General features: G+C 72.0%; 23 protein-coding genes. 7 read left to right on the top strand and 16 right to left on the bottom strand.

Going from position 1 to position 22932, the window contains the following annotated elements:
* Window positions 1-13 precede the first annotated feature (13 nt).
* From C8N24_RS19105 to C8N24_RS19065, 9 genes are all read right to left on the bottom strand, one after another.
* Window positions 14-541 (bottom strand): hypothetical protein, encoded by a 528-nt coding sequence (locus tag C8N24_RS19105; RefSeq protein WP_121252586.1) that lies wholly within the window; start codon window positions 539-541, stop codon window positions 14-16.
* A 33-nt stretch (window positions 542-574) separates the two neighbouring features.
* The gene (locus C8N24_RS19100) at window positions 575-1777 is read right to left on the bottom strand and encodes a hypothetical protein (RefSeq protein ID WP_121252584.1); all 1203 of its coding nucleotides are present in this window, start codon (window positions 1775-1777) and stop codon (window positions 575-577) included.
* Window positions 1774-2289, bottom strand: a complete 516-nt coding sequence (locus C8N24_RS19095; protein ID WP_121252582.1) for an RNA polymerase sigma factor — start codon at window positions 2287-2289, stop codon at window positions 1774-1776. Before C8N24_RS19095 ends, C8N24_RS19100 begins: the two co-directional genes overlap by 4 nt.
* 94 nt (window positions 2290-2383) lie before the next feature.
* Window positions 2384-5449 (bottom strand): sialidase family protein, encoded by a 3066-nt coding sequence (locus tag C8N24_RS19090; protein ID WP_121252580.1) that lies wholly within the window; start codon window positions 5447-5449, stop codon window positions 2384-2386.
* A complete protein-coding gene (locus C8N24_RS19085) occupies window positions 5446-5940 on the bottom strand; it encodes an RNA polymerase sigma factor (protein ID WP_121252578.1) in 495 nt (164 codons plus the stop codon). The genes C8N24_RS19090 and C8N24_RS19085 overlap by 4 nt, the downstream gene beginning before the upstream one ends.
* Window positions 5941-6005: 65 nt before the next feature.
* Window positions 6006-6533: an ATP-binding cassette domain-containing protein gene (locus C8N24_RS19080; protein WP_121252576.1), complete on the bottom strand. Its 528-nt coding sequence runs from the start codon at window positions 6531-6533 to the stop codon at window positions 6006-6008.
* A complete protein-coding gene (locus tag C8N24_RS19075; RefSeq protein ID WP_121252574.1) occupies window positions 6530-7948 on the bottom strand; it encodes an ABC transporter permease subunit in 1419 nt (472 codons plus the stop codon). The genes C8N24_RS19080 and C8N24_RS19075 overlap by 4 nt, the downstream gene beginning before the upstream one ends.
* Window positions 7945-9069 (bottom strand): ABC transporter permease subunit, encoded by a 1125-nt coding sequence (locus C8N24_RS19070; RefSeq protein WP_121252572.1) that lies wholly within the window; start codon window positions 9067-9069, stop codon window positions 7945-7947. The genes C8N24_RS19075 and C8N24_RS19070 overlap by 4 nt, the downstream gene beginning before the upstream one ends.
* 1 nt (window position 9070) lies before the next feature.
* The gene (locus C8N24_RS19065) at window positions 9071-9634 is read right to left on the bottom strand and encodes a hypothetical protein (RefSeq protein ID WP_147447882.1); all 564 of its coding nucleotides are present in this window, start codon (window positions 9632-9634) and stop codon (window positions 9071-9073) included.
* A 57-nt stretch (window positions 9635-9691) separates the two neighbouring features.
* Here C8N24_RS19065 and C8N24_RS19060 point away from each other — a divergent pair, with 57 nt between their 5' ends.
* Complete coding sequence (locus C8N24_RS19060; protein ID WP_170179204.1) at window positions 9692-10894, top strand: ABC transporter substrate-binding protein; 1203 nt, start codon at window positions 9692-9694, stop codon at window positions 10892-10894.
* 85 nt (window positions 10895-10979) lie between these two features.
* Here C8N24_RS19060 and C8N24_RS19055 read toward each other — a convergent pair whose 3' ends face one another.
* Window positions 10980-11786, bottom strand: coding sequence for a hypothetical protein (locus tag C8N24_RS19055; RefSeq protein WP_121252566.1), 807 nt, complete (start codon window positions 11784-11786; stop codon window positions 10980-10982).
* 2 nt (window positions 11787-11788) lie between these two features.
* Window positions 11789-12337 carry an RNA polymerase sigma factor gene (locus C8N24_RS19050; protein ID WP_170179203.1) on the bottom strand — a complete coding sequence of 183 codons (549 nt, stop codon included), beginning with the start codon at window positions 12335-12337 and terminating at the stop codon, window positions 11789-11791.
* 1267 nt (window positions 12338-13604) lie between these two features.
* Here C8N24_RS19050 and C8N24_RS33385 point away from each other — a divergent pair.
* Complete coding sequence (locus C8N24_RS33385; protein WP_147447881.1) at window positions 13605-13868, top strand: hypothetical protein; 264 nt, start codon at window positions 13605-13607, stop codon at window positions 13866-13868.
* 429 nt (window positions 13869-14297) lie between these two features.
* On the opposite strand, the gene C8N24_RS19040 is transcribed toward C8N24_RS33385, so the two are convergent.
* The gene (locus tag C8N24_RS19040) at window positions 14298-14594 is read right to left on the bottom strand and encodes a metal-sulfur cluster assembly factor (protein WP_121252560.1); all 297 of its coding nucleotides are present in this window, start codon (window positions 14592-14594) and stop codon (window positions 14298-14300) included.
* 72 nt (window positions 14595-14666) lie between these two features.
* Between C8N24_RS19040 and C8N24_RS19035 the strand changes: the two genes are divergently transcribed.
* Genes C8N24_RS19035 through C8N24_RS19020 form a run of 4 tightly spaced genes read left to right on the top strand, consistent with a single transcriptional unit; the run spans window position 14667 to window position 16955 of the window.
* Window positions 14667-14987: an STAS domain-containing protein gene (locus C8N24_RS19035; protein ID WP_121252559.1), complete on the top strand. Its 321-nt coding sequence runs from the start codon at window positions 14667-14669 to the stop codon at window positions 14985-14987.
* Window positions 14988-15013: 26 nt separating this feature from the next.
* The gene (locus tag C8N24_RS19030) at window positions 15014-15499 is read left to right on the top strand and encodes an FxsA family protein (RefSeq protein ID WP_121252557.1); all 486 of its coding nucleotides are present in this window, start codon (window positions 15014-15016) and stop codon (window positions 15497-15499) included.
* On the top strand, window positions 15496-16335 hold the full coding sequence (locus tag C8N24_RS19025) for a hypothetical protein (RefSeq protein ID WP_121252555.1): 840 nt from the start codon (window positions 15496-15498) through the stop codon (window positions 16333-16335). The genes C8N24_RS19030 and C8N24_RS19025 overlap by 4 nt, the downstream gene beginning before the upstream one ends.
* Complete coding sequence (locus tag C8N24_RS19020; protein ID WP_121252553.1) at window positions 16332-16955, top strand: HAD family hydrolase; 624 nt, start codon at window positions 16332-16334, stop codon at window positions 16953-16955. The genes C8N24_RS19025 and C8N24_RS19020 overlap by 4 nt, the downstream gene beginning before the upstream one ends.
* Here the strand turns inward: C8N24_RS19020 and C8N24_RS19015 are convergent.
* A complete protein-coding gene (locus C8N24_RS19015; RefSeq protein ID WP_121252551.1) occupies window positions 16944-17399 on the bottom strand; it encodes a hypothetical protein in 456 nt (151 codons plus the stop codon). The two genes, C8N24_RS19020 and C8N24_RS19015, sit on opposite strands and share 12 nt — an antisense overlap.
* Window positions 17400-17445: 46 nt before the next feature.
* Between C8N24_RS19015 and C8N24_RS19010 the strand changes: the two genes are divergently transcribed.
* Window positions 17446-18384 carry a hypothetical protein gene (locus C8N24_RS19010; protein ID WP_147447880.1) on the top strand — a complete coding sequence of 313 codons (939 nt, stop codon included), beginning with the start codon at window positions 17446-17448 and terminating at the stop codon, window positions 18382-18384.
* A gap of 94 nt (window positions 18385-18478) precedes the next feature.
* Here the strand turns inward: C8N24_RS19010 and C8N24_RS19005 are convergent, their stop codons facing one another.
* From C8N24_RS19005 to C8N24_RS18995, 3 genes are read right to left on the bottom strand one after another with little or no spacing between them, the layout of a single operon-like run.
* Window positions 18479-20809, bottom strand: coding sequence for an NHL repeat-containing protein (locus C8N24_RS19005; protein ID WP_121252547.1), 2331 nt, complete (start codon window positions 20807-20809; stop codon window positions 18479-18481).
* Window positions 20806-21597 carry a hypothetical protein gene (locus tag C8N24_RS19000; protein ID WP_121252545.1) on the bottom strand — a complete coding sequence of 264 codons (792 nt, stop codon included), beginning with the start codon at window positions 21595-21597 and terminating at the stop codon, window positions 20806-20808. The genes C8N24_RS19005 and C8N24_RS19000 overlap by 4 nt, the downstream gene beginning before the upstream one ends.
* Entirely contained in the window at window positions 21598-22932 is a 1335-nt protein-coding gene (locus C8N24_RS18995; protein ID WP_121252543.1) for a hypothetical protein, read from the bottom strand.

The raw sequence follows: 22932 nt of genomic DNA, 5'->3' as shown, positions 1-22932 counted from the left end.
GACGCCGCGGCCCTCAGCGGCAGCGCTTGCCGAGCGCGACGCGCCGCCGCACCGTCGGCTTGCCCTCCTCCAGGAACTCGAACGTCACGCAGCGCGGGCGCCGGAGGATGAGCCCGCCCGGATAGGCGGTCCACTCGCCGAGCGGCTTCCCGTCGCTGAAGCGCTCCGTGTCCGGCGGGCACGGATGGAAGCGCACGCTGTGCTGGCCGCGGCGCTGGTCGCTCGCGTCGAAGTTGAGCGCGACGTGCTTGCGGTCCCGCTCGGCGACCCGCACGACCACCGGAGCGCCGGTCCGGATGATCACCGGCGTCTTGATCAGGTACCGGTCGCGGCTCTTGTACGTCGGCAGCTCACGGCCGGCGGCGCGCACGTTGAGGAGCATGACCCGCCCGACGACGAGGTCTCGGCGGGCGTCCGGCTTGACGATCTCGTCGGGGTCCGGGCCTTCGGCGTGCGTCTCACAGGTGCGGTCGAACGTGGCGGCCGACGCGTCCGCCGCGGTGGCGAGCGCGATGAGTCCGGCGAGGGCGAGGGCGCGCATGTCGGGAGTACACCGGACCGGTGCGCGCGGTTCCTAGGGCAGCCGGAACGACACCTTGCCGACCTCGAGGCCGTCGCGGGCCGGTGTGCCGAACATCCCGTTCACGCGGCCGTAGCGGACCGTGCCGTGATAGCGCCCGTGGCCGCCGAGGGAGTTGAACGTGAACGTGACCGTCTCGCCGGCCTTCAGGTTCTTGAACGTGGACGTGCCGATCCCGCGATGGCGCTGCGTGTTCGGCGGTACGGACAGGTAGATCGAGTACGCCGAGCCCGCGTCCGGGATCGCGACGGGCGCCCGGAAGCTGACCCGCACCTTCCAGCGGTGGCCACGCTTGCCCTTCGTCTTGCGCACGGTGATCTTGGACTTGACGTCCGCCTCGGTGAGCGTCGACTCGGGCGGCGCGGCGTAGCCCGGGTTCACGCACGCCTCGTCCGCCCCGCTCGGCTTGATCGCGCACGAGGAGCCGTCCTTGAAGCGGACCTCGGTGATCGGCGAGCTCGTCGGGAACAGGGTCCCGCTCCCCATGCCGCCGGCGCCGCTGTCACCGATCCGGTCCACGAGCAGGTACGCGCCTTCGGGGCCGGTCGTCGGGATCTCCTTGCCGTGCGCGACGATGCTCTTCGCCTCCGGGCCGAGCAGCCCGAAGTAGAGGATCCGGATGGCCTGGGGATCGCACAGCTGGTCCTTCGGCACACCCCTCGTGAACTGCGGCGCGTAGCACTCCCCCTTCGGACTGGCACTCGCGGCGAGCCCGCCGGCGACCACGTTGGTGATCAGCCGGCCGTTGGCGTCCAGCTGCGTGCAGGACACGCGGTGGCCGATGCCGCCGTCGGCGAACGGATGGAACTTGCCGTCGTCGTCGAACGCGCCGTCGCGGCCGAAGACGCCCAGCCGGCCGTCCTGCATCCGCGCCGCCTGCAGGCAGCCGAGCTTGCGCGTGGTCATCGAGACCTGCAGGCCCCAGGGCGGCCCGCCGTCCGGGTCCTCGGCCTGGACCGCCAGCACCCGCGCGCCGCCCGGCGTGAGCGTGCCGATGCCCTCGTCGGGCTTGAGCTGCAGCTCGTCGTCCGCCGGCGAGCCGATCGGCACCTGCAGCACGCCGGTCGCGGCCAGCGCCGCCGTCCCGCCGCACAACAGCGCCGCCCCGATCGCCACCGACAGCCGCAACGTCCTGCGCGCACGGCGCACCGGCATCACCCGCTCCCATTCGCGTTCCAGCTCCGGAATCAGGCTCATGACCCGAGCCCCCTTCTCAACGTCGCGATCCCGCGGCTGACCCGCTGGCGCACCACCGCGGGCGAGCATTCGAGGTCCCGCGCGATGGCGTCGTAGTCCTCGTCCCCCAGCACCCGCCGCCGCACGGCCTCGCGCTGGTCCTCCGGCAGGTCGGACAGCCACGCCTGCACGACCGCGGCCTCCGACTCGAGCACGGCCTCCTCGACGGACGCGAGCGTCTCGGCGCTCGGCCGCAACGTCCGCATGCCGAGCCGCGCGCGCATCTCGCTCTCCACGCGGCCCTTCCGCCACGCGGCGAGCACGACGTGCCGCGCGATGCCGAGCACCCACGCCCGTTCTCCGCCGAGCTCGGGCCGGTACGTCGACCGCGACTCGTACGCACGTGCGAACGTCTCGGCGACGGCGTCCACCGTCACCTCCGGGTCCCGCACCATCGATCCGACGAACGCGACCACTGCGCGCTCGTGGCGCCGGTAGAAGCCGGCGCCATCACTCAGGGGATCGTGACCCATGCCTCCATATTGCGAGGCACGGGCCGTTCTGTGACGGACGCCGTCGGAGGGTGTGCTCAGAGGCTCGTCCGTGAGCCTCTGAGCACGGGTTCCATCAGGGGTTCGTGGTGGACAGGGTGAAGGTGAGCGTCTTGCTGTAGCTGCCGGTACGCAGCGCGTCGTTGGCGCCGATCGACTGCTTGAAGTCGACCTTGACCGGCTCGTTGGCGGTCGGCGCCGTCCACGTCTTGACGACGAGCGCGGCGGCCGACAGCGGCGCGAAGGTCCCGCCGACACCCGCCTGCAGCGCCTGCGGCAGCGAGAACGCGCCGTTGACGAGATGGCCGGGCGCCGTCGAGGACGGGTCCTGCACGCTCAGCGCCGCGTCACCTGCCGTGGAGATCACGGTCGCGGTGGTCGACGTCGCGTAGTCGCGGGGCACGCCCGGCTGGAACGCGCCGAACGAGCCGGGCGCGCCCAGGGTGAGCGAGAGCGTCGCCGGCACGGAGCCGCCCACGCCGCCGCCGTCGGTGGCGTCGACGCTCAGCGGCAGCTCCCACACGGAGCGGCCGAACGTGGCCGCGTAGAGGGACTTGCCGTCCTGGCTGAGCTTGACGTCGAGCACCGGCACCTGCGGGAGGCCGACGCTGACCGTGTACCAGGACGTGTCGCCGTCCTTGTGGTCGAAGACGCCGACGTCGGTGGCGGCGAACAGCACGTTGCCCTTCGGGTCGTACTCGAGCATCTCGATCGGGCCGTTCGGCAGGTTGCTGGAGATGTTCAGCCAGGTCGCGCCGCCGTCGGTGGTCTCCCACACGTTGGCCGCGTCGTCGCCCTCGCGGAAGCCCGAGAACGCGACGTACGCGTGGTCGGCGTCGTCCGGGTCGGCGATGACCGAGTTCACCCAGCGGGTGGGCAGCCCCTGCATCTGGACCCAGTTGGCGCCGGCGTCGCTCGTCTTCCAGACCTTGCCGGTGTCCGTGCCCGCGTAGATGACCTGCGCGTACGGGACGGGGGTCTTCGACTTGGCGGGCGCGAGCGCGGTGACCGCGCCGTAGAGGTTGGTGTAGAGCCCGATGTCCACCTCGCTGGCCGGGACGTGGCCGGGCAGCGACGGGTCGGGATCGGTGTAGTTGGCCTGCGGCAGCGGCCGCGGCGAGATCTCGCTGAACGAGGTGCCGCGGTTCAGCGACCGGCCGACGATGGCCCCGGCGACGTAGAGCGCGTTCGGCGGCTGAGTGCCGTCGGCGCCGGCCGGCGGGACGTTCGGGTCGGTCACGATCGGGGCGTCGGTGGTGTAGCGGTTGCTGCCCGCCGGGCCGACCTGGGCGACGTTCGCCGTCGTGGTCCCGGTCGCGGAGTCGGTGCGGCGCCCGCAGCTGTGCGTGCCGCCGCCGGACGACTGCGAGCACGTGTAGTAGATGTTGTCGTCGGTCGGGTCGATCGCGTTCTGGTGGCCGTCGCCGCCGCCCGCGCTCGTCCAGTCGCGCAGCTCGGGGTCGGTCGGCACCTGCGCCTGCGGCGTCCACGTCTTCACCGAGCCGTTGTCCTGCAGGCCCTGGACCAGGCGGCGCGGACGCTGCTTGGACACCGACAGGTGGTAGGCCTGGTTCCACGGCTGGTTGTTCGCCTTCACCCACGTGCCGTTGACGCCGCTGGCGTCGGAGCGGTAGACGCCGCCGTCGTTGCCGAGGAAGACCTTGTTGGGCGTCGCCGGGTCACCGTCCAGCGAGGCCGGATCCCAGTCCATGCCGTGCTGGTCGGAGTGCGGCGCGTTGATCGCCGTCCAGGTGGCGCCGCCGTTGGTGGACGTGCGCAGGGACACGTCGGCGTTGAACAGGTGGTTCTGGTCGTCCGGGTCGACCCAGACGCGGCCGAACCACCACTGGTAGCCGCCGTTGGCCTGGTACGCGCGGCCCGCGGTGAACGGGCACTCGGTCGTGCCGCCGGTCGTGCACCAGCTGTCGCCGCCGTCGTTGGAGTAGTAGAAGCCCTTGTCGGGACCGTAGGGCGAGCCGAACACGACGTAGACGCGGTTCGGGTTGCTGGGCGCGACGGCGACGCCGATGCGGCCGAGGCTCGCGTCCGCCTTCAGGCCGGTCTGCGTCTGGTCGTAGGTCGGCAGCGCCTGGCCGGGCGCCATCGTCTCGAGGCGCTTCCAGGTGGTGCCGCCGTCGTCGGACCGGAACAGGCCGGAGCCGATGCCGCCGTAGGTGCGCGTGCCGTTCGTGCGCTTGTGGTCCCACAGCACGCCGTAGACGATCCGCGGGTTCTTCGGGTTGATGGCGACGTCGACGGCGCCGGTGGTGCTGTTCGGCGGCGCGAGCACGAGGTCCCAGGTCTTGCCGCCGTCCGTCGTGCGGTACAGGCCGCGCTGGGCGGCGCTGCGCGCGACGTGACCGGCGGCCGCCGCGAAGACGACGTCCGGGTTGCTCGGGTCGACCGCGATGCGGCCGATCGACTCGCTCTTCTCGAGCCCGACGCGCGTCCAGTGGCCGCCCTTGTCGGTCGACTTGTAGAGGCCGTCGCCGAAGTAGGTCAGGCCGCCGCCCGGCGGGTTCGCCTCGCCGGTGCCGGCCCACAGCGCGCCGTCGGCGCCCTGCGCGACCGCGCCCATCGTCTGCGTCCAGTCGTCGGGCCAGATCGATGCCCAGTGCTCACCACCGTCGGTGGTCCTCCAGATGCCACCACCGGACACCGCGGCGATCGCGGAGTTGGGCGTGAAGCGGTCGGCCACGACGTCGGTCACGCGCCCGCCGATGTTGTACGGGCCGAGCTGCTTCCACGGGAGGCCCGCCGCGCCCGCGGCCGGGGCGACCGCGGCCGCCTGGGCCTTCATCCGGTCCACCTGCGCGCGCGAGACGGTGTCGTTCGAGCTGAGCTGGAAGTCCTTGAACTCGTTCGGCGTGAAGCCGTTGCGGTGCTCGAGCGCCTCGTTCTCGGGCGGCACCGCGGAAGCGACGTCCACGGGGGCCTTGGACGAGACCCGGGTCGTCGAGTGCGTGAACGCGACGGTCAGGACCGCGGCGAGGACGGCCGCCAGGCCGAAGGCCACCACGGCGGTCCGGTGGCGGGACCGCTGTCGGGTCGGCATCCCGCCGAACCCGCGGACCCGGTGCCAGCGCTGACGCCGGCGAGCCCGCTTGAGCTCCTCGCCGTAGCGGTCCAGAAAGTCACTCATCTTCCGTCCTCGATCACGGTGCGCATGTGGGCTATCGCGCGGCTGACGCGCTTGCGCGCGACCGCCTCCGAGCAGCGCATCCGCAGCGCCAGCTCGGCGTATGACTCCTCGTCGACGACCCGGCCCCGGAGGGCCGCGTACTCCGTGGCCGACAGCGTCGCGCGGACGGTCTCGGCCAGGTCGGCCGCCTCCGCGATCTCCTCGATCCGCTGCAGGTCGGCGTCGTCGAGCACGAGCGGCTCCATGTGGAGTTTCCGCCGTGCCGACTCCTCGACCTGCCCGCGGCGAGCGCTGTCCACCAGCAGGTTGCGGGCGATCACCAGCAGCCACGCGACCGGTTCCCCGGACGGGTTGGTGCGGTGGTGCACCAGCGCCCGCGCGAAGGTCTCGGCCATCAGGTCGGCCGCCACCTCGGGGTCCCGCACGCGGCGTGCGAAGTAGCCGAGGACGGGCTCGCGGTACCGGAGGTACAGCTCGTCGAACGAGTGCATCTACAGGGGAAGACGAGCGGGTGTGACCCGTGTGACCGACCTCGCGGAGGGCTGGTCCGAAAGGGTCATCCGGAGGACAGGAAGCCGGAGCCGAGGCGCACGTCCGCGAACGCCTCCTCACGTGGCAGGTCGAAGATCGTCGTACCGCCTTCGACCAGCACGACCCGCTGCGCCGCGGCCCGGGCGAGCGCGAGGTGCTCGTCGGCGATCAGCACCGTCAGGCCCGCGATCGCCTCGGCCACCGCCTGGATCGCGGGCGGGGCGAGCCCGGCCGACGGGTCCTCGAGCACGAGCAGCTCGGGCTCCCCCATCAACGCCCGCGCGATCACCAGCAGCTGCTGCTCGCCGCCGGAGAGCGTGCCCGCCCGCTGGCGGCGACGCTCGCGCAGGCGCGGGAACCGGTCGTAGACGCGGTCGTAGCGCTTGGGCCGGCCGTAGGCGCCGACGGCCAGGTTCTCCTCGACGGTCAGGGAGCCGAACACGCGCCGCCCGGGCGGGACGTAGCCGCGGCCGGCGAAGCACCGGACGGCCCGCGCGGGCGCGCCGTCGTGGCCGAGGACGGCGACGATCGTCCCGGGCGCGACCTCGATCATGTGAGGTACACCCGCTCGATCGCCGCCTGTGGGTCGCCGGTGACGACGCGCCCGTCGTCGATCACCGTCACGCGGTCGGCCAGCGCCGCGACGAAGCGCAGGTCGTGCTCGACGACGAGGATCGCCCGGCCGCTGTCGGCCAGGGCCCGCAGCGCCGCCTCGAGCCGGCCGCGCTCGGAGGCCGACATGCCCACCGCCGGCTCGTCGAAGGCGAGAGCCGGAGCGCCGGTGGCGGCGATCCGCGCCACGTCGAGCAGTCGCCGCTCGCCCGCGGTCAGCGTGGTCGCGAACGGGTCGACGCCCACGAGCCGCAGATAGGTCCAGGCGCGCGGGTCGTGGAACCGCGCGCGCAGGGCGACCAGCACTTGCCGGTACGGCGTGAGCGACGGGAAGCCGGCGGCCCGCTGGAACGTGTGCGGAACGCCCAGCGCGCGCAGGGCGGTCGTCTTGCCGCTGCCGTTTGCGCCGACCAGCGCATGGATCTCCCCGGGCTCGACGTCGAGGTCGAGCCCGCGCAGGATCGGGCGGCCGCCGAGCGTCACGTGCAGGTCGCGCGCGGTGATCCGGCCCGTCACCGGCTCCAGCGGCGGGACCGGGGCCGGCGGGTCGATCGCGTCGACAGCCGGCTTGGGGACGGGCCGGAGCGCGACCGCGGCCAGCAGCGCGAGCGGCGTCACCAGGTCGGGCGTGCGTTGCAGGACGACGATCGCCACCAGCCCGAGCAGCGGGTGGCGGGCGCCGGCGATCGCCGCGGCGAGCAGCTGCAGCGCGAGCAGCGGCGCCGCGTCGGCGGGCGCGGCGACGCCGAGCAGGATCGCGATCCCGGCTCCCGCAGCGGCCGACGTCGCGCCGCACAGCGCCAGCAGGGCCGCCTTGCGGGCCGGGATCGGCACCCCGACGGACGCGGCGAGCTCGGCGTCGTCGCGCAACGCGAGCGCGTCGCTGCCGAGTGGGCCGCCGCGCAGCCGCGCGACGAGCGCGTAGGCCAGCGCGCACAGCACGACCGCGCCGACGAGGTGCACGGTCGGCGTGAGCTCGAGCGCGGCGCCGAACGGCGTCTGCACGCGGTCGAAGGCGGGTCGCGTGAGCCCCTCGGTGCCGCCCGCGAGCGCGGGGAAGTCGAGCAGCGCCGTGTAGGCGAGCCAGGTGAGCGCCCACGTCGCGAGCGCGACGAACGCCGGCGGCGTGCGGCCGACGAGCAGCCCGGTGAGCGCTCCCGCCACCGTGCCCAGCGCGATCGCGATCAGCACCGCGCCGCCGATCGGCAGTCCCGCCTGCTCGAGCTTCAGCGCCCCCACCCCGCCGAGCGCGACGAACGCGCTCTGGGCGAGCACCGGCAGCCCGGCGAGCGCCACGGCCGGCAGCAGCCCGAGCACCGCGGCGAACAGGTACAGGTCGTGCGCGGCGTCGGTCATCGCCGCAGCGCGGCCAGCACCGCGAGCGCGGCGAGGATCGTCAGGTCCGCCCAGCCCGCGCCGAGCGAGGGCGTGGCGAGGATCAGCCCCTCGACCGCGCCGACGATCAGCCCGCCCGCGATGGCGAGGCGCAGCGCCCCGAGCTTGAGCAGCAGCGCGGCGGTCATGCCTTTGAGCCCGAGCAGGACGCCGTCCTCCAGCCCCAGCGGGGCCTGCGGCGCGATCAGCAGCCCGGCGAGCCCGGCCAGCGCGCCGGCCAGCGCGAAGGCCACGAGCACGACGCGTTCGGTCGGGACGCCCAGCAGCGCGGCCGCGCCCGCGTCGTCGGCGACGGCGCGCATGACCGCGCCCGCCCCCGTCCACGCGAGCAGCCGCTCGACGAGCACGCCGACCGCCAGCCCCACCGCGAGCACCTCCAGCGCCCGCACGGGCAGCGCGACGCCGCCGCCGAGTGCGAGCGTCCCCGGTGAGCCGAGCGGGTCCGGCAGCGCGTACGACTGCTGCGGGAAGATCAGGCCGAGCAGCTCGCGGACGAGCAGGCCCGCCGCCAGGCCGCCGGCCGCCCAGCCGAGCGCGCCGCGGCGCAGCGGATCGGCGGCCAGCCGTGCCAGCGGCGCGGCGCCGCGGGCGGGCCGGTGCGGCGCACCGGCGACCGGCGTGTCCGCGGCCCCGCGGGCGGGCCGGCGCGGCGCATCGGCGACCGGCGCCTCGTACCGTGCATCCGCGGCGCCGCGCGCGGGCCGCCACCGCGAATCCGTGACCGGCGGCGCCTCGGCCCCCGCGTCCGCCCCGACGATGGCCGGGCCGCCCCACGCGCTCTCCCGCGGCGCGAACGGCCGCACCGCGATCGCGTACACGGCGACCGAGAGCGCCGCCCCGGCGAGCACGGTCACCGCACTCAGCGCGAGCGTGGCGCCCGCGCCGAGCGAGGACGCCACGGGGACGGTGCCGACCACCGCCAGCACGCCGACGAACACCGCGCCGGTCACGACGTCCCCGTGCGCGAACGCCAGCGTGCGGGTGAGCCGCCAGACGAGCGCGAACCCGAGCCCGATCAGCCCGTACGCGGCGCCCGTGGCCAGGCCGGTCACCAGCGCCTGGATGGCGACCGGCCCGCTCACCTCACGAGACCGTGTAGCGGATGCGCAGCTTGCCCTCGCACAGCGAGATCACCTGGATGTCGACCGTCTTGCCGTCGCCTTCGAGGTGCGCCTCGGCCTCGGTGCCCTCCTCCTGATCGGTGGACAGGATCTTGAAGCCCGAGCCCTCGAGCGCCGAAGCGGCCGCGTCGCGCTTCTCGACCAGCTCGCTGGTCTCGCCGTCGACCGCCGCGAAGAACCGCTCCGTCTTGCCGAACGGGCCCTCGGACTCATAGACCTTGGCCCCGTCGAGGATCGTCACGTCGTCGGGCGGTTGGTTCTCCGGCTCGCCGTCGATGTCCCCCACCTCGGTGCACGGCTTGCCGGTCGCCTCGCGCGCTTCCTCCTCCTCGCGCTCGCGCTCCTCCTCGGATTCGCCCTCTTCGCCCGCCTCGCCTTCCGGCTCCGTGCCGGCGTCGGCGTCCTGCGTGGCGGCGGGCGGCGCCGCTCCTGATTCCTGCGCTGGCTCGTCGTCGCCACACGCCGCGACCAGCAGCGCGCAGACGGCAAGCAGCAATGCGGCCAACGTGGCCGGACGAACACTCATATAGACCCCCTCGAAACCCCGAGTTTGGAGTCATCATGCCTGACCATGCCGCGCAGGGTGCTCCTCCCCCTTCTGCTCGCCGCCGTGCTCAGCGCGTGTGGCGGCGACGACGACGCCGTGCCGGTCGTCGTCAGCGCGCCGGTCTCGACGGAGCCCTGGATCGCCCGCTCGATCACCAACGGCGCGAAGCTCGCCGTCGACGAGATCAACGCCGCCGGCGGCCTGACGCTCGCCCGCGACGAGCGCCGCCCGCTGAAGCTCGTCACGCTCGACAACGCCTCGAGCCCGGCGACCGCGCTGGCCAACGCCCGCGAAGCGGTCGACCGCAAGGCCGCGATCCTGATCACCGACGGCACCGGCGCCCGCGCCATCGGCGACCTCACCGACCGCGCCCACCTGCCGGCGTTCGTCGTCTTCGAGGGCGGCGCCGGGCTGATCGACCCGCAGCGCCACCCGACCGTCTTCCGCCTCGCCCCGGCCGACGCGATCATGACCCGCCGCCTGGCCGACTACATCGCCAACCAGCTGCCCAAGGTCGCCATGATCACCGACGACTCCGGCTACGGCACCCAGGGCCGGGCCGCCCTGCGCGACGCCTTCACCGTCGACGAGGTGCAGGTCGTCTCCGACCAGGTGATCCCCCGCCGCGCCCAGGACCTCGCCCCGCAGATCCTGCAGGCGAAGCGCTCAGGCGCCGACCGCCTGGTCGTATGGGCGAGCGCGGCCGACGTCGCGGCCACGCTCGAGGCCGTCGCCAAGGCCGGCTGGGACGTCCCGGTGCTGTCCGGCCAGACGGGCGAGGACCCGCTGATCCGGCAGCGGCTCGTCGCCCACCCCGAGTACCTGAGCCGGCTGCGCTTCGTCTCCAGCCGCATCACCGCCGAGATGGGCCCGAAGCCCTTCAACCAGTTCCGCGCCCGCTACGAGCGGGCCGTCGGCGTGGACGAGGTCGGCGTCCAGCAGGACGGCCGCGACGTGATCCAGCCGCCCGACTGGCCCATGTACCCCTACGACGCGGTCAAGCTCGCCGCCGAGGCGGCCAAGGACGCGGGCGCGCTCGGCGCCCCGCTCGTCCAAGCCCTCAACGACGGCACCCGCATCACGGGCGCCAACGGCGACCAGCGCGCCTACAACCGCGACTACCACGAGGGCGTGTCGCCGCAGGACACGTACTTCGCCCGCTATGAGGGCTTCGAGTTCGTACCCGTGGTCGACGACCCGTTGTCCGGGACGTTGCCCAAGGTGAACCAGCTGCGCTGAGCGGCCGAGAGACGTCGCGGAGAAGGACCCCTTCGGCTGGCCCTGGTTCGATGCGGTGAGCCCGAAGTGCGCCGCCCGCTCGTGCTCAGCCTTGCGAACCTACCGTTGCGCAGGGATCGCTGGCTGGCTTCGGTGCGTCTGCGGGGAATGCGACTCCCTTGCCGTTCGAGCAGCTGTACAGGGTCATAGGTCTGGACCGCGGAAACGCATCGGCGCGCTGCGTGGCGCGTGGTCCGTGCAGCGTGACCGACGCGCCTCCGGGTGCACCGGTGATTGCGACAAGACCTCCGTCGGCGATCTTCAGCTTTCGCTGATGCCCGTCGGCGTCCCGGTAGACAGGAGCGGGACGCCCGTCAGGGATCACGGCGGCGTAGTTGGTCCCGACCATCGACGAGACCCCGAAGCGACGGAACGTGACGTCGTCGCTGCAGCCGACGCCTCGGTCCCCAGGCTCGCTGGCGGACGGATCGACGACGCTCAGACACCGTTCCCCACCTCGACGGTAGAGAAAGACGTGTGCCTGCTCGCCTTGCATCCCCGGCGTCCGCCACGCGTGGTCCAGCTGACCGTTGGCCCCGGTCTCGGCGCGAAACGCCTCGACGGCCGCGTTGCCGTCGAGAAGGGAAGCTCGGACGAACACGGTCTTGTTGGAGGTAGCCGGCGGTTGCTTGGTCGTGACCTTCACCGTGTGCGGAACGGGCGTGGGGGTCGCCGCCACTTCGTCGTTGGACTCCGGCGACCGGCCGTTGAGGGTCGAGAAGGCGAGCCACACGGCTACCGCAACGGCACTCGGGATGAGCACACGCCTGGGCCACACAAGGAGACGTCGGCGCGCGTAGTGGCGCTCTGCCGTGCTCTCTAGGGCTTCTCGAAGGGCGGGGATCTTGGTCATGATCAGTCCTGGTCGAGCATCGTTCGGAGCGCGGCGAGCCCACGGCTCACGCGTTTGCGGGCCACAAGCGGCGAACAACGGAGCTGCTCCGCGATTGCGGAGTACGGCTGCTCGTCGAACACTCGAGCCTGAATCGCCGCGGCTTGTTCGGCCGGCAAGCCGGAGAGCAGTTGCGAGGCCGACAGCTCTCCCAGCTCGTCGATCTGCTGCAAGTCCCAGTCGTCCACGGCGATCGGCTCCATGGCCATACGAGCTCGCGCACGAGTCGCCACACGCCTACGACGCAGCGACTTCAACAGCACATGACGGGCGATCGCAAGCAACCACGCGACGGCGGGCTCTGGACCAGGCTTGAATCGCCGCACCGAGCTCAACGCCTGCACGAAGGTCTCCGCCGTCAGGTCCAAGGCCACGTCCGCAGACACGGTCCGTTGGCGAAAGAACCCGAGAACAAGCGTCTCATGCCTCGCGTAGAACTCGCCGAAGGCACGGGGCTGCTGAGGAGTCAGCGCGAGCAACTCCTCATCGCTCGCCGTGCGGAGATCTCTCACAACCAACTCCTTCCGCGACAAGACGAAATGTGACCAAGCGTTCGATCGTCGCGGAGCAACTTTGGGCCGACCGAGTCGCCGGTCGAGCCAATTGCCGCGCTCGACCGGCGATGATCCGTCAGTGGCTAGCCGACTTTCGACGCAATGTCGAGTTCTTCGTCCGCTCGCACCGGGCTGTTGACAACGCCACCCGAGGTACGGAGCGGCAGAGACCCGCGCGTGAGGGCGGCTTGGGCTCCGTCCGGAACGAGGCCGACGGCGTTACCGGGTCCATCAGGTCCCTGTCGTCGCGTGAGAACAAGTCCGCGAGCCACGGCGTTCTCGACGGTGTCGCAACCCGTTCCGTATCCGCCGAAGTCAGGGTCAGGGACGATGATGCACAGGTACCCGTCTCCGGGCACGATCCAGCCCTTCCCGTACGTCGTAGCGATTTCTCGCGCGAGGTCCGGGTTGCGCCCGAACCGAGCGGGGGACGCGACAGCGGCCGCCACGTCGCTCGGAATTTTCGCAGCCGGCTGATCCCGGAACAGCGCGAAATGGTCTCGGACTGCGGGAGGCACCGCGGGAACAGCGGTGAGCGTCGAACCTGGCGACGCTGGTTGGTGGGACGAGCTCGCCGCACGGGCACCGGATGATGCACCAAGCGTGGCCGATGCAGCCAGGACGCACGCGCTCGCGGCCGTCGCGACCGCGACCACCGACTTCAATTGAGTGGTCAGCATATGTTCGCGGAGTAGGCGTAGCCCTGCATCCGGCTTTGCCTCACCGCCTCCAGGTTGGCGATCATCGGCATATCCCAGTGCGCCGACGCGTACGCGTGGCACGAGTAGGTGTAGTGCGTCTCCAGGTTGGCGTATGCCCAGAGGCCCACGGATACCCGGTAGGCGCTGCTCGACGCGTAGCCAGCGACTGAGCGGATGGAGTTCGCGTTTCCGATCGTGGCCTGATTCGGGTCCAATGGGCCATCAAAGAAGTTCCATGCGTTCGCTGCTGTTGGTGTCGCAAGCAGAGCTGCAGCACTAGCGAGCGCGGCCAATCCCGTTCGCCGCGAACGCAGCGATGGTCGCGAGCGCCTATCGGCTACTGAGTAATGCAACTTACCCCGTCGATACGGACAACATGACCGTCTAGACGCGTGAGACCATATCGGTACTGGTCAAAATGCTCAAAACTTGACTTACAAATCGATCAGCTCATTTGTAATTACGCAGACGATTTTCACTAGAGCAAACTCACGCCTGTTGGTCGTGCGTGTCGGAGCGGGCCTGTGCGAGCTCTCGGTGCCGACGGCTTCGATGTCGACGGTGAGCGAACACTTCGCCGGAACCGCACGCTCGGCAAGTCCGACGGCACCGACGCGCCGATCGCCGCCCGCAAGGTCCTGGCCATCGACGGCCTCGCAATCCCGCGCACCGGAGGCAACCGCCAAGCACTGGCGGCGGTGTTGCTGGTCTACCGCGCAACCGGGGTCGGACCACGTCTCCGCAGCCCAGCTGCTCGTCAACGACGCGCGCCGCTTCCGCAGCGGTAACCGCCTTCGCGCGCCGTCACGGCAGCGCTTCCAAGCCGGCCTGCTCGGGCCAGACCACCCACCACCGCCAGACCGCGACGGCGACCGATAGGCCAACTACGCCCTGCACACGATCGCGCTCAGCCGTACCTCCACGACCGCGAGACACGCCTACATTCGAACGCCGCAAACGCAAGGGCAAGACCCGCTGCGAATCCAACCGAGCCCTCAAACGACACCCCTCCCGCCAGCTCTACGAGACGCCGGTCCATGGGGTCTGGGAAAGCAAGGCGGACGCCGGCGGCGCTCCCTGGTCGACGTGAAGTCGTCGAAGCCGGGCGCGACGCCTGGCGCCAGCGAGACGGCGCGTGGCTTGCTGCTTCTTGGGCGTCGTCAGCGGTCCGTGCGTGAACGCGCGCGTAACACGCGTTCTACAGGCGCTTCAGCGGCTCAGTAGCCGAGCGCGAACTTCGCGTCCTCGGACATCTTGTCCGGGGTCCACGCGGGGGTGAAGACCATGTTCGGGGTGACCTCGGTCACGCCCGGGAGCTCGCCGACGAACTCCTGCATCTGCTCGGAGACCTGCGGGCCGATCGGGCAGGCCGGGGTCGTCAGCGTGAAGGTGATGCCCACCTTGCTGCCGTCGATCTCGACGCCGTAGACCAGCCCGAGCTCCACGAAGTCGAGCCCGAGCTCCGGGTCGATCACGTTCGAAAGCGCCTCGAGGACGTCGTCTTCTTGGATCATCTCGAGTACGAGTGTAGGCCAGTCGGTCCTTGTGACCTGTACGAACCGGGCGGTTCGTTGTAGGGTCACGCGATCGTCTCCTTCGACGCAGAGCTCGCCATCCTCCGCATCACGGGGGACGAGGACCGAACGACCAGCGGTCGGCGCCGGCGACCCTTCTCCACGGCCTTGAACGCCACGCGCGACGTGATCGTGGACCTGAGCGAGCTGACGTTCGCGGACCCGTCGCTGATGATCGACCTGGCATGCCTCGCGCAGCGGCTGCGGGCCAACGGGGTGACGCTCTGGCTCGCGCATCCGCAGCCGAACGTGCGGACGCTGATCGAGACGGTCGGGCTGCACCGGCTGCCCGCCGTGCGCGTGAACGACGGCGCTAAGCCGGCGTTGACGTAACCGTCGTAGAGTCCGGGGCGAGATCAATGCCCCTCCTGCTCGTCCTCCTCTTCATCATCGTCCCGATCGCCGAGCTGGCGCTGCTGATCCAGGTGGGTCAGGCCATCGGCGTGTGGTGGACAGTGCTGATCCTGATCGCCGACGCGCTGCTCGGCTCGTACCTGCTGCGCTCGCAGGGGCGGCTCGCGTGGCGGCGCTTCAACGAGGCGCTCGCGTCCGGGCGGCTGCCGCACAAGGAGGTCGTGGACGGGGTGCTGGTGATCTTCGGCGGCGTGCTGCTGCTCTGCCCCGGGTTCATCACGGACATCTTCGGCCTGCTGTTCCTGTTCCCGCCCACGCGCGTGGTGCTGCGGCGGCTGCTCGTGCGCCGTGGCGCGCTGCGGCTGGTCGGGGCGATGCCGGGCACGGCGTCCCCGCCGCGCGGCGGCGCGTCGCCGTACTCCGGGAACGGGCACCCGCGGGACATCGAGGGCAGCGCGATCGACATCGACCCACCCCCGCCGTCGCGATGAGCAAGGTCGATCTGGAGGCGCCCCGGGAGCTCCGCAAGCCCGGGGATACGGACGCGGTCACGTTCTCGTGGGCGGACGTCGACGCCGGCCTGTACGGGCTCGCGCGCGTCGCGACCGGCATGGGCGGGGACGGCGAGGTCTCGAGCAGCGCGCTCGCGATCGGCTTCCTCGGGCGCGAGACGCTCGGCGCGACCGTCACCTCCCCGGCGGAGGGCGTGCAGGCGGTGACCGACGAGCCGCTCACGCGCTGGACCGTGCGCGGCGCGGGCGAGCTGGACTTCGAGCTGACGTTCTCCGCGCTCACCGACCCCGTCACGTACAGCGGGCGCCAGGCGCTCGTGAAGGCCGGCGGGATGGAGGGCTACGAGCAGCTCTGCCGCGTCACCGGGACGATGGAGGGCCGGACGGTCGACGGGCTCGGCCAGCGCGGGCGGGCGTGGGGCAACCCGGACTGGGACAAGATCACGCTCACACGGTCGGTCGGCGCCTGGTTCGAGGACGGCACCGGCGTGGCGCTGGGGCTCGTCCGCTCGACGAAGGCCTCCCACCACGCCGACGAGGCCGCGTGGGGCGCGCACTTCACGCCTGACGAGTCCTTCCCGGTCGACGAGGTGCGCCTCTCCACGACGACCGACGAGGAGGCGCGTCAGATCCGCGCCGGCCTCGAGCTGTACCTGGACAAGGACTCCGAGTACCCGTACCGCGGCGTCGGCGAGGTGCTCACCGGCTCGACGCTCGAGCTCGGCGCGCTCCGCATGGACGTCGCGTTCTTCCGCTGGCACGTGGAAGGCCGGACAGGCGTCGGTCGCTACGACCTGATCCGCCGGATCGCGTGATCAAGGCGGTCATCAGCGACTTCGGCGGCGTGATCACGCTGCCGCTCGACGAGGCGTTCGCCCGCGCGCACGAGGAGCTCGGCGTGCCGCTGTCGGCACTCGGCGCGGCGATGAAGCTCGCCGCGTCACGCTCGGACGAGCCACCGCTGTTCAAGCTCGAGCGCGGCGAGCTGACCGACCCCGAGTTCATGGCGATCATGCAGCGCTCGATCAGCGAGGTGGTCGAGCGTGAGGTCGTGCTCGACAACTACGGCGAGCGGCTCATGCGCGAGCTGCGGCCGAACGAGCCGCTGCTGGAGTACTACGCGAGCCTGAAGGCGCGCGGCGTGCGACTCGCGATCCTCACCAACAACGTGCGGGAATGGCAGCCGCGCTGGATGCCGCTCCTCCCCGACGGGATGTTCGAGCTGATCGTGGACTCGGGCTTCGAGGGCGTGCGCAAACCCGAGCCGGAGATCTACCACCGGACGCTGGACCGGCTCGGGCTCGAGGCGGCCGACTGCGCGTTCGTGGACGATCTGGAAGTGAACGTGAAGGCCGCGGATGCGCTCGGCCTGCACGGCGTGTGGTTCAAGACGACCGACCAGGCGGTCGCCGCGCTTGACCAGCTAGTTCTCTGAGCCGAGGCGGTCCCACATGTAGAGCTCCAGGCACTCGGCCAGGAGCTCCGTGGCGCGCTCGTTGCTCAACCACGGCAGCACGCTCTCCAGCGCCTGCTCTTCGGCGACGCCCGCGTTGAACGCGTCCTCACCGCGCAGGCCGGCGGCGATCTTCAGCGCCTCGCGACGGTTGTCCCCGAGGTTCTTGAACGCACCGACGAGAAAGTCCCGGTTGGCCAGCGGCGTGCCAACTTCCATCGAGGCGTGCCAGGCGGCGAGCATCGAGAGATCGTTCTCGTCCAAGTCGGCGACGGCCTTCGCGTAGTGCGAGGCCAGCTCACCCTCGGGGATCTCGTCCACCCACGCGCGGACCAGCTCGCCGAGCAGCTGGCGGCGGGCCTCGCGGCCGACCGACTCCGCGATCACCCGGATCGCGTCCTGTGGCTCAATGAAGCAAAGGGACATTGCCTCGCGAACGGTACGAGGTGGGTCGGACGGCACAATGGTGGGTGTGCGTGGCCGTTACGAGTCGTGGTTCCTGAGCGCCCGCGACGCCGAGCCGGGGCGACCGCCCCGGGCCCTTTGGATCCGCCACACGCGCCACGCGTACGAGGACGCCGACCCCGGCGGCGGCGCGCTCTGGTGCACGGTGTTCGACCCGGCCGCGGGCGGCGGCCCGGCGGCCGTGAAGGAGTCGGCGGTGCGCGCGGACGCGCGGTGCGGCGCGGACGGCTTCCGCGGTGAAGCGCGGGCGCGCGGCCGCATGGCCGAGTGGGAGCTCGCCGTGGCCGGCGGCGGCGCGGCCGAGCTGCGCCACCTGCGCCCGGGGCTGCTCTACCGCACGCCGATCCCGCGCACGAAGCTGGTCGCGCCCGTCCCCGACGGCGTCGTCAGCGGCCACGTCGTCGTGGACGGCGTCGTGGTCGACGTGATGAGCTGGCGCGCCACGGTCGGCCACAACTGGGGCCGCGAGCACGCCGAGAAGTGGGTCTGGCTGCACGCCGCGGGCTTCCCCGACGCCCCCGAGGTGTGGCTCGAGCTGGCCCTCGCCCGCGTACGCGTCGCCGGCGCGCTCACGCCGTGGATCGCGAACGGCGCGGTGTTCCTCGGCGGACGCCGGTTCCGGCTGGGCGGGGTCGGGCACGTGCCGGGCGTGCGCGTCGTCGCCGCGGCGGGGCGGCTGGAGGCGATCGTGCCCGGACGCGGCATCGAGGTGCGGGTGGCGGCCGACGCGGACCTCGACCAGACCGTCGCGTTCACGTACGCCGGGACGGTCCCGGGCGACGACCGGACGGCGCTGCACGCCGGACTCGCGAGCGTGCGCCTGGGCGTGCGGCGGCCCGGGCGCGCGTCGGCTGAGCTGGCGACCGTGGCCGGCGGTGCCTACGAGCTCGGTGGGCGCGAGCTGGATGCGGGCGGGGTCCCGCTCCAGCCCTATCCGGACCCATGAGCGCGGGCGGCGCGCGACGTCGGCCGCTGAGGGGTGCAGCAGTACGCCTCCGACAGGTGGCGCCGGATTGCGGCACCCCCTCCGGTGGGCCGTTCTAGCGGACCCGGAACGCCTTCCGATTCCCGTCCGAGCTGGAGAAGCGCCCCTCCCGGAACCCGTTGGCCGTGACCACGCGCGAGTACGCCTCGTAGCGGCCCTTCGGCAGCGCACGCATCGAGAAGCGCCATGAGCCGCGTCCCGAGGCGGCCTGCCAGCCGGACGGCGTGCACGTGCCCTGCTTGGACACGAACTTCCCGCGCTTGCCGGACAGCCAGCGGCAACCCGACCCGAGCCGGCGCACCGCCACTTCGACGCGCGTGACCCGGAGCCCCTTCAGATCGGCCTTGACGCCCCGCCCACGCGAGGCGGAGCCCGAGATGCGCGTCGCCGAAGCCGACGAGACGCGCGAGTCCCCCACGCCGACCACGCGCGCGGTCAGCCGGAACGTGTTGTTCGTCGTGAACGGGTCGTCGTCCGACGAGGAGCTCGCGACGCGCACGGTGACCTTCTTGCCGATCTTCGCGCTGCGCTTCGAGGACACGAGCACGTCGTCGGAGACGCTGCGCCCGCGGTCGATCGAGTAGGGCTTGCTGGCGCCCTCGCCGGCGCCGTCGGGGACGCTCATCCGCACCGACCGGCAGGTGCGCGTCCCGGCATTGCGCAGCCCGACCTCGACGCGGCGCCCACCTTCGTTCGGGATCGTCGCCGGCTTCTGCACCGCGCTGAGCGCGAGGTCGCAGAACGAGAAGACCGCGCGCACGCCGCGCACGTCGTTGCTGGCGTCGCTGTCGCCCGCGGTGCTGACCGTGAAGCGCGCGACGTCGTCGGCACGCCGGATCGTCCCGCTGGTGACCGGCACGCCGTTGGCGACGAACTTCGCGCCCGGCTCGATCGTGCCCGTCTGGACCGCGCGGCCGAGCGCGTACGGCGCGTTGACCGTGACCGTCCCGCCGCACGGCCGCTCGCCCTTGTTCTCGACCGAGATCTGCGCTGCGGTGCCCTTGCGGCCGACGAACGTCAGCTCGAGCGGCGACGGCACGTCGATCGCGAGGTCGCACTTCTTGTCCGCGTCGAGCAGCAGGCGCAGGGTCGCGAAGCTCGTGTCGAACGACGACGAGTTCAGCAGCAGGCCCGCGGCGACCAGCGAGTAGGGACCCTCGGGCGAAGCCGAGACGAGCCCGGTCTGGTTGGAGCCGGAGTCGACGTACGTGGCCTGGCTGATGCCGTTCGGGAAGTCGCCCTCGAAGCCGGTGAACGCGGTCGCGGCGAACCCGCCGAGTCCCGACGAAGGCGTGACCGAGGAGCCGACGACCACGAGCGTCTCGGGCGGGCCGCTCAGCACGGTCAGGTCGGCGCCGGCGGACTTGAGCGCCTCGGTGCCGCTCGACTTGCCGCGCATCTCGAACTGGTGGAAGCGCAGGCCCGTGCCGTTGAGCTCGGTGCGCGCGAGGAACGCGAGCTGCTGCACGCCGCTCATCGTCTTGCCCGTCACCCACAGCCGGTTGCCGTGGATCATCAGGCCGGGCGCGCTCGTGTCCGGCGTGCCGACGTTCAGCGCGGTCTCGCCGCCGTCCCCGAAGCTCGGGTCGGTCGAGCCGTCCTCGGTGAACCCGCGCAGCACCGAGGTCTCGTTCGTGTCCGCGCCGACCCCCGGCAGGTGCACGCTCATCAACGCGACGAGTCCACCCCCTGGGCGGAAGACGACGTCCTGGCCCTCGTCCGCCAGCCCGCCCGCCGCGCGCGGGAGCACGACCACGCCGCCGGCCCCGAACGCCGCCGGGGACCCGTCCGCGTTGCGCAGCGACACGAACGTGTCCTTGACGTTGGACGCCAGCGTGGAGCCGGTCATCGCGATCCGGCCGCCGGCATCGACCGCGATCCCGTTCGGGTCGTCGTCGCCGCCACCGACCGGGAAGACCGTGATGCCGCCGGAGCCGACGCTCGGATCCAGCGATCCGTCCGGCAGCACGCCGATGATCGCGACGTCGCGGTTGCTCGAGGAGCCGATGCTCGTGTCGACGGACGCCGCGACCCGCAGCGCGCCGTTCGGCGCCAGCGCGGCGGCCTTGACGTTCTCGGCCTCCGTGCCGGGCACGGACACCGTCAGCCGGCCGTCGCCCGAGAACGACGTGTCGAACGTGCCGTCGGAGCGTCGGGCGACGATGTACAGGTTCCCGTCGTCGGCCGACGTGGAGCCGATCGTGTAGACGCGGCCGCCCGCGGCGATGATCTCCGCCGGGATGTCGGACGCGACGCTGGCGCTGTAGTCGTCGGTCGCGATGCCCGACAGCGGCGCGAACAGCGTGTCGATGCTCAGCGACGGCGCGGCGGACGCCGTGGCGGGCGCCGCGAGGAAGACGAGCGAGGTGAGGAGGAAGCGCTTCATGAAGTGCGGAACGTCCGGTTCAGTCGGGCTTGGGCGCGACCGAGCTCGGTCTGCGCTTCGGTGAGCTCCTGGAGCCGGGCCGTGTAGGCCTTGATGCCGCTCCGGGTCAGGCGGCGCTCGGCGCGCTTGGAGGCGGTGTTCTTGCGGAAGCGGAGCAGGAGCGTGGCGACGCGGCGCGAGTCCTTATTGCGCACCGCCGACTCGAGCTGCGAGGACAGCGCGCGTGTCGAGCCCAGGCGCTTGACCTGCGCGGCGTGCGCGGGCTCGAGGAGCACCGGCACGTCCAGCAGGTCCAGCCGCTTGGAGGCGCGCCCCAGCGCTGAGCCGAAGCGGTCCAACGCGCGTGCCTGGGCCGGTGCCGTCTTCGCGCGGTCGAGGTCGCGGCGCAGGCGGCTGCTGGCCTTGTCCAGCGGCGCGAGCGCTTCCGGCGCGGCGTCCTGGTACTCGAGCATCCGCACGGCCTCCCCCACGAGCTCGGCGTCGAGGTCGTAGATCGCGAGCAGCGAGTCGTGCACCTCGCGCGCCGCCGCCGGGGGCCGGACCGCCGCCACCTCGGCACGCACGCGGCGCACGTCGGCCTCGACGCCCTCGAGCGCGGGCGCGCCGATCGGCTTGCTCTCGGCGTAGCCGCGCAGCACCGTGTCGGCCCGCACGAGCACGTCCTTCTGCGCCGACTGCACCTCGTTCACGCGCGTGAGGTACGACCGCACCTCGGCTCGCTCGGCGTCCTCGCCGCCGCAGCCGGCGACGAGCGCCCCGCCCAGCAGCACGACGACGGCCCGTCGCACCTACTTGACCCGCTCGACCGTGGAGACGGAGCCGTCGGCGTGCTTGAAGACGAGCTTGACGAGGCCCACGCCCGGCGCGAACCACGACGTGCGCGTGCCTGACCCGAAGCGGTTGGAGCCCTGCTCCAGGCGCGAGCGGATGGCGACCGCCTTGTACCGCTTGCCGCGCGCGCGGACCGTCTGCGTGCCGAGCACGGTCGCGTTGCCGGTCACGCCGAAGATCGAGTAGTCACGGCTCGTCCGCGACGTGCGCCACGTCGTGCCCGTGCGCGAGCCCGGCGACGGGATGACGGGGTTGAAGCCGTAGACCATCAGGTCGAACGGCGTCGTGAACCGGCGCGACTTGCCGAGCTTCGGGAACTTCCCGCCGGTGGACTGGCTCGAGCCCGACAGCAGCGTCACGCCCGACAGCCGCGAGGACAGCCCGTAGGCGGCGGCCACGCGCAGCGGCCCGCTGACGTGCTTGAAGTCCACGCGCGCGGTCGAGTTGACGACGTCGACGACGCTGTAGGACTGCGTCGACCAGGCCTTCATCCACTTCGAGTTGCGCCAGCGCAGGGTGCCCGAGTCGCCCCGGTTGAGCGGCAGCAGGTTCTCGTCGGACGGGAGCGGCCGCGGCTTGAGGTTCGTTTCGGTCAGGTCGGCCGTGGACGTCTCGCCCGACGCGTGCTTCATCACGACGCGCACCGGCCCGACGCCGCGCACCCAGTAGACCGTGCGTGACACCGTTCCGAACGGATCGCCGATCGCGCCCGCCTGCGTCACGTCGGAGTCCACGCGCGCGGCGTCGATGCCCGCCGGGAACGCCGGCACCTTGACCTTCACGTGCCCGACATAGCGGTTGTTGGAGGCGACGTCGTTGGACGCGCCGCCGACCGAGCTCCAGCGCGTGCCCTGCAGCATCGGCTCAGCGAAGACGGGCGAGCGCGTGCCCCAGATCACCATGTACCAGGCGGCGCTGAGCGAGCTCGCGCAGTCGGTCGCGGCCGCGCACAGGATCGGGAACCGCGGCGGCGGCTGCGACGACTGGTAGTTCGTGTTCACCAGCCCGGTATCGGTGTGCTGGAAGTCGATGGTGCCCGCCGACGCGGTGTCCGTCGCCGGCGGGTTGACCTCATCCCACTTCAGGCGGAACGACGTGCCCGCGCGCGCCGCGACCGTGTACTTCTCGACGCGCGGCGTCGGCTGGTAGGTCGTGTTCGACCACGCGTACGTCCAGCTGGCGCCGTCCGTGCGCGGGAGCCACTGCTCGGCCGGGTCGTCGAGCGGGCCGGCGGCCGCGGTCCCCGGAAGGAGCGCGAGCGCGAGCAGGCCAAGGCAGATCGTCCTCCGCAT

Origin of the sequence: Solirubrobacter pauli (assembly GCF_003633755.1) — a bacterium.
Taxonomy (GTDB): domain Bacteria; phylum Actinomycetota; class Thermoleophilia; order Solirubrobacterales; family Solirubrobacteraceae; genus Solirubrobacter; species Solirubrobacter pauli.
The sequence above is the reverse complement of the archived record's forward strand: the minus strand, read 5'-3'. Positions and strand labels throughout refer to the sequence as shown.